At 51.5% G+C, this 355-nt stretch carries 1 protein-coding gene; it reads right to left on the bottom strand.

Annotation, left to right across the window (positions count from 1 at the left end):
* The coding region (locus tag NI000_RS36600; RefSeq protein ID WP_253416178.1) for a helix-turn-helix domain-containing protein at positions 1 to 355 on the bottom strand (355 nt) is incomplete at both ends.

Below are 355 nucleotides of genomic sequence, written 5' to 3'. Positions count from 1 at the left end.
CGGCAATATTGCCGTTCGTAAACTTCGTGGTGTAGCTTTGGACGGGATTGCGTTTGCTCTTGAAACGAGGCGGATCGTTTTGCTTTCGAAAGAAGCGATCAAACGCATCTGCCAGGCTGCGAACGGTGGATTGCAAAGCAATGCTGTCCGCGTCCTTGAGCCAAGGCCATTCCTTTTTCAACGCTGGCAGCCCAGTTGCACAGGTCTGGTAAGACAAGCCTCTGCCTGTTTCTTGGAAGGTGTCGTTCCACCTCGCAAGGAAGTGGTTAAAGACAAAGCGAGCGCATCCAAACATCTGATGGATCAGCGTCGTTTGCTCCTCCGTAGGGTAGATGCGAAAGCGAAAAGCTTTATG

It is taken from the genome of Paenibacillus tyrphae (assembly GCF_024158745.1).
GTDB lineage: Bacteria > Bacillota > Bacilli > Paenibacillales > NBRC-103111 > Paenibacillus_G > Paenibacillus_G tyrfis_A.
Note: the sequence above shows the minus strand (reverse complement) of the source record. Positions and strands in the feature narration are given on the sequence as shown.